The organism is Nonomuraea sp. NPDC049784, from assembly GCF_040659615.1.
Lineage (GTDB): Bacteria > Actinomycetota > Actinomycetes > Streptosporangiales > Streptosporangiaceae > Nonomuraea.
In genome coordinates this window covers 1-5,589 of the sequence record NZ_JBFAMX010000652.1, presented here as the reverse complement: position 1 = coordinate 5,589, position 5,589 = coordinate 1, and the positions used below count along the sequence as shown (strand labels likewise).

General features: G+C 67.5%; 5 protein-coding genes. 2 read left to right on the top strand and 3 right to left on the bottom strand.

Annotated features, from left to right (window positions below):
- Window positions 1-206 (top strand): hypothetical protein (locus tag AB0J09_RS54750; RefSeq protein ID WP_360710230.1); only part of this gene is annotated, 206 nt, incomplete at its 5' end.
- Window positions 207-324: 118 nt separating this feature from the next.
- Window positions 325-1,491, top strand: coding sequence for a hypothetical protein (locus tag AB0J09_RS54745; protein ID WP_360710228.1), 1,167 nt, complete (start codon window positions 325-327; stop codon window positions 1,489-1,491).
- 43 nt (window positions 1,492-1,534) lie between these two features.
- Here the strand turns inward: AB0J09_RS54745 and AB0J09_RS54740 are convergent, their stop codons facing one another.
- From AB0J09_RS54740 to AB0J09_RS54730, 3 genes are all read right to left on the bottom strand, one after another.
- Complete coding sequence (locus tag AB0J09_RS54740) at window positions 1,535-3,034, bottom strand: Ig domain-containing protein (protein WP_360710226.1); 1,500 nt, start codon at window positions 3,032-3,034, stop codon at window positions 1,535-1,537.
- Between the two features lie 11 nt (window positions 3,035-3,045).
- Entirely contained in the window at window positions 3,046-5,004 is a 1,959-nt protein-coding gene (locus AB0J09_RS54735) for an Ig domain-containing protein (RefSeq protein WP_360710224.1), read from the bottom strand.
- A 269-nt stretch (window positions 5,005-5,273) separates the two neighbouring features.
- Window positions 5,274-5,589 (bottom strand): substrate-binding domain-containing protein (locus tag AB0J09_RS54730; protein WP_360710222.1); only part of this gene is annotated, 316 nt, incomplete at its 5' end.

The window sequence follows — 5,589 nt, the reverse complement described above, 5'->3', positions numbered from 1 at the left end:
GGCAGGAGCGCCTTGCGGGCGTTCTCCGCAGAGACGCCATCGCACTTGGCACGGGCGGTGCGACGTGTGTAGTCGAGAAACGTGGTGAGCTGGGGATGCCGGCCGGCTCGGGCGTCGGCCGGGCTCGCGGATGTCGACGCCAGCCCGACCAGTTCGCCGGGTCGGCCTCGGCGTACGTGGTCGCGATCCGCAGGCTGTCATGGTAGACGGACACGTCCGACTGGCCCTTGGGCGGTTGCGTGCTCCACGCGCCCGCGTAAATGCCAGCTCATCGGCGCCATTACCCTCGGCTTACCCATCCAGAACGCCCTGGCCGACACGAACGTGGCCAGGAGCGCGACCCCGTCCGCCTCGTACACCTCGTCCTGGGAGAGCGTGGCGGCGATCAACGACGGCATCGACCCGCCCAGCTCCAACGACACCGTCAACCGCCGCTGGGGCACTTGGCCCAACACCGGCTCCCAATGGGCCGAGCTCACCTGGACCTCCACCCAGACCCTCAAGGCCGCCGACGTCTACTTCTTCGACGACGGCGGCGGCGTGCGCGTCCCGGCCTCCTGGAAGCTCCAGTACTGGAACGGCAGCGCCTACACCGACATCTCCGCTACGTACCCGATCGCGGTCAACGCCTACAACAAGGTGACCTTCACGCAGGTCAGCACCACGCGGCTGCGCGTCGTCCTGCAGAGCGGCCAGGGCTCGGTGGGGCTCCTCGAGGTGAAGGCGTACGCCCCCGACTCCGGTGGCTCGACCGGGTGGAACCCGCCGGCCAACCTGGTCACTCCGCTGAACGAGGTCTGGCAGCACGAAGAGAGCACCTACTCCGACCTCTACGGGTTCCGCAACTACGGCTGGGACCAGGTCATGGCCAACGGCGGCTCGATCAACTACTGCGTCCGCTGGGACAGCACCGCCACAGTGACGTCCGCCCAGCGTGACCAGATCCACGCCGCGCTGGCCCGCCAGTTCAAGAAGTGGATGGACGTCATGGCCGGCCACAACGGCTGGCCGTACGCGACCGTGCCGGTCAAGGTCGTGGGCTGGGCCGTGCGCGACCGGGCGCAACTGCAGTGGAGCGACAACTCGGTGGACATCTACGTCAACAACATCCGGGAGAACGCGCCCCAGTGCGCCGAGCCCTGCGGCCGGTTCTTCAACCAGAGCGGCACCTACCCGAACTGCCCGGGCGGCGCGTCGCACCACTACGACATGTCGCTGTGGCTGACCGCCGGGTTCGGCGGGGGAGCCGGGGGCGACTGGGGGCAGCGGATCGGCAGCGAGTACTACATGTCCAACCTCAACACCGACAACATCCACATCCTCCTGCATGAGATGGGCCACTCGTTCGGCCTGGACGACTTCTACGACTGGACTCCGACGGGCCAGTGCTGCTTCCTGATGAACGCCGGCAGCGCGGCGTACATCACGGACTTCGACGCGTGGATGTTGCGCGACTGGTGGCGGCACCTGAAGAGCCGCTACGGCTACTAGCGAAAAGGGGAGGGCGGCGGGGTCTCCGCCGCCCTCCGGTCGTTCACGCCACCGTGAGCTTGTACTCGTGCGTGACAGGGGTGCTCAGCTTGTCGTTGTCCCTGAGCTGGACGGTGAACGTGGCGGTCCCGGCCGCGGTGGGCGTGCCGGTGATCGCCCCGGTGAACCGGTCGAGGCTCAGGCCCGCGGGCAGCGAGCCGTCGACGACCTGCCAGTCGTAGAACGGGACCCCGCCCTTGGCCTGGAGCCGCTGCTCGTATGCGGTCCCTGCCTTCGCCGCGGGGACGGCGGAGGTCTCGATCGAGGGCTTGAGGAACGGGGTCAGGTTCTTGTTCAGCTTCCACCCGGCGTTCTCCGCGATCAGCAGTGAGAGCTTGGTCAGCTCCCACCTGCGGGTCGGGAAGACGTGCCGCCAGCCGCCGCTCTGCCCGCTGATCCGGTCCCAGTACGGATCGTCGCCGGGCACGTGGTAGCTGGTGTCCAGGGGCACGGGGTAGCCCTGGTAGTCGATGACGTCCTGGTCGTTCTTGCCCTTGGAGGCCACGTAGTCGGCCATGCCCTGCCAGTCGCTGTGGAAGGCGACCGCGTGGCCGTACTCGTGCATGACCAGCCCCTCGACGTCGATCACCTGGCCGAGGTCCGTCTTGTACCAGTCCTCGTCCTTGAGGGAGGTGAACAGCTTCATCAGCTGCTCGTCGTACTCGAGGATCATGCTGGTCGAGCGGTGGTAGGGGGTGGGCTTGCCGTTCTGGGTGTGGAACTTGCCGTTGATGGTCGGGTAGCCGGTCGAGTACGGCGTCTGGATGCCGCGGAAGAACACGTACATACCGTTGTACGGCTTGGCGTTCGAGACCTCGACCTCGTTCTGCCAGTCGTCGCCCGGCAGCCGGTTGACCTCGTCGCCCGCGGGCACCGTGTCGAACGGCTTCAGGTCGAAGAACGCGAACCAGTTCCTGACCGCGGCCTCGGCGGCCTTGCGCACGCCGGGGTCCTTGAAGTAGCCGGTGATGTCGTCGTAGCGGTAATCGAAGTCGATGGGGATGGTGGGCTTGAGCGGGGTCTTCTCGTCCTGCTGCACCCTGATCGGCATGGTCTGCGTGTTCGTGGCGCCGTCGGCGTCAGTGGTCTTCATGATCCACTGGTGCAGCTCGTCCTGGCCGCCGCTCTGCTTGGAGTGGATGGCCAGCCGGACGACCTCGCGGTCGGCGGGGCCGGTGAGCGTGAAGGACTTGGTCGCGCCGGTGGCCGTCAGCTCGCTCGGCATGTTGAACATCAGCCTGGACGTGCCCTTGGCCTGCAGGTCCACCTTCAGCGGGTAGCTGATGCCGGGGACCTTCGGTGCGCGTACCGTCAGCTCGATGTACGGGTTGGCGAGGTAGCCCTGCCAGTCCACGAGCTGGACGCCGTAGTCGTTGACCTTGCGGTAGAAGATGTCGTACACCTCCAGCGCGGGAGCCGGCTGGCGCGCGGCGAGGCTGGGGGAGGGGATGGACAGCGCGCCGGCCAAGGCGGCCAGCGCGCTGAGTGTGGCGAACTTCCTCATCGAATCCTTTTCTAGGTAAAGGCCTTCACTTCGAGCAGCCCTACAGAGGCCTGGCCGCTCTGCAGGACCACGCGTAAGCGCGTGGTGCTGATCTGGTTGAACGTGACGTGGTTGTAGGCGTTGATGGCGATCGGATAGGTGCCAGGGATGTCGGCGTACGCGCTGCCGTTCCAGTACTGGAGCTTCCAGGAGGAGGGCAGGCGGACGCCGTCGTTGTCGTCGAAGAAGTAGACGTCGGCGGCCTTGAGGGTCTGGGCGGCCGGCCAGGTGAGCTCGGCCCACTGGGAGCCGGTGTTGGGCCAGGTGCCCCAGCGGCGGTTGACGGTGTCGTTGGAGCCGGGCGGGTCGATGCCGTCGTTGACCGCCGCCACGCTCTCCCACGGGGAGGTGTACGAGGCGGTCGGCGTCGCGCTCCCGGCCACGTTCACGGAGGTCCCGCCGCCGCTGCCCACAGTGAGCTGGAACGTCCTGGTCACCGGCGTGCTGAGCTTGTCGTAGTCCCGCAGCTGCACGGTGAAACTGGACGTCCCCGCCGTGGTGGGGGTGCCGCTGATCGTCCCGGTGAACCGGTCGAGGGTGAGCCCGGTGGGCAGGGAGCCGCTCGTGACCTGCCAGTCGTAGAAGGGCACGCCGCCCTTCGCCTGGAGCGCCTGCTGGTAGGCGGTGCCGGGAGTGGCGGAGGGGAGCGAGGTGGTGACGATGGACGGCGGCAGGAACGGGGTGAGGTTGCGGTTGAGCTTCCACCCGGCGTTCTCCGCGATCAGGAGCGACAGCTTGGTCATCATCCACCGGCGGGTGGGGAACATGTGCGTCCAGCCGCCGTTCTGCCCGCTGATCCGGTCCCAGTACTTCTGGTCGCCCGGAATGTGATAGCTGCTGTCCAGCGGAACGGGATACCCCTGGTAGGCGACGACGTCAGGATCATTGCCGCCGTTCTGGACGTATGCGCGCATGCCGGCCCAGTCGCTGTGGAAGGCGACCGCGTGGCCGTACTCGTGCATGACCAGGCCGTGCACGTCGAGCACCGAGCCCGCGATGTCCGTCTTGTACCAGTCCTCGTCGGCCAGGGAGGTGAACAGGTTCTTGTTCGCCTCGTCGTACTCGAAGATCATCGCGGTGGACCGGTGCAGCGGGCCCGCGAGTTGCTGGCCGCCCCGGGTGCTGTACTTGCCGTTGGCGGCGGGGTAGCCGGTCGAGTACGGCGTCTGGATGCCGCGGAAGAACACGTACATGCCGTTGTAGGCGGAGTTGTTGGTGACCGTGATCTCGTTCTGCCAGTCGTTGCCCGGCAGGTGGTTCGTCTCCGCCCCGGCCGCCACGGAGTCGAACGGCTGCATGTCGAAGAACCTGAACCAGTCCTTCACCGCCTCCTCGGCGGCGGTCCTGAAGTTCGGCTCGTTGAAGTAGCCGGTGATGTTGTCGTAGCGGTAGTCGAAGGTGAGGGGCAGGCTGGGCTGCGGCGCGGTCTTCTCGTCCTGCTGCACCCGGATCGGCATCTGCTGCTGGTATGTCGTGCCGCTCGCATCCTGGATGCCGAGCTTGAGCGTGTAACTTTCATCCTGGCCGGGGCCGCGCTTGGAGTGGATCGCGAGGCGGAACGGCTTCTGATCGGTGGCGCCGGCGAAGGTCAGCGTCTTGGTGGCGCCGGTGGCGGTGAGCTGGCTGGGCAGGTCCATCATGAGCCTGGACGTGCCCTCGGCCTTCAGGTCGATGGTGACGGGGTACCGCGCGTCGGGCGGGGGTTTGAGGGTGAGCTCGACGTACGGATTGGCCAGGTAGCCCTGCCAGTCGACCAGCTTGACGCCGTAGTCGTTGACGGTCCTGCCGAACATGTCGACCACCGTGGCGGTGGGCGCGGCGTGCGCTTGCTGCGGCACGCCGCTGAGTAAGGAGGCGAGTAAGACTGCCGCAACGGTGACTCGCCTGGCGCCCTTCGCGGCCTTGAGGGCGTGGCGGGATCCTCGGTCCATCCGGACTCCTCAAAGGATTTTGGGAATAGGTTTTCCCACGCGCACAGTAAGGTGTTACACAGCACCGGTCAACCCCCGCAGCCGCGGGTGTCATCTCCGGGCGCGGGCCCCTTGAGGGACGGTATGGCTGGGACCGGTAGTTCGGTGCGGCGGACCGGGGCGCGTCACGGGTGTGTCCTTTGTGGCACCGGACACGCCGCGTCCAGCCGCGCACGTCAATCAGCATCCCCGCCGCCGGTGGGATGCGGGCCAAGGACGCGCCCGGCGGGTCAGGGGGTGGCGCGGCGGGTGGACTCGCGCAAGACCAGGCTGGCCGGGACGATGGTGACGCCGCCGGTCGTCGGGTTGCCCGCGATCGCGTCCAGAATGTGACGGGCGGCCAAGCGGCCGATCTCGCCCAGATTCATGTCCACGGTCGTCAGCGGCGGCCGGCACCCCAGCGCCATCGGCTCCCAGTTGTCGAACCCCACCAGCGCCACGTCCTCAGGCACCCGCCGCCCCCGCTCCCGCAGCGTCTCCGCCACCCCTCGCGCGATCTGGTCGCTCCCGCAGAAGATGGCGTCCACGTCGGGCGCCGCGTGCAGC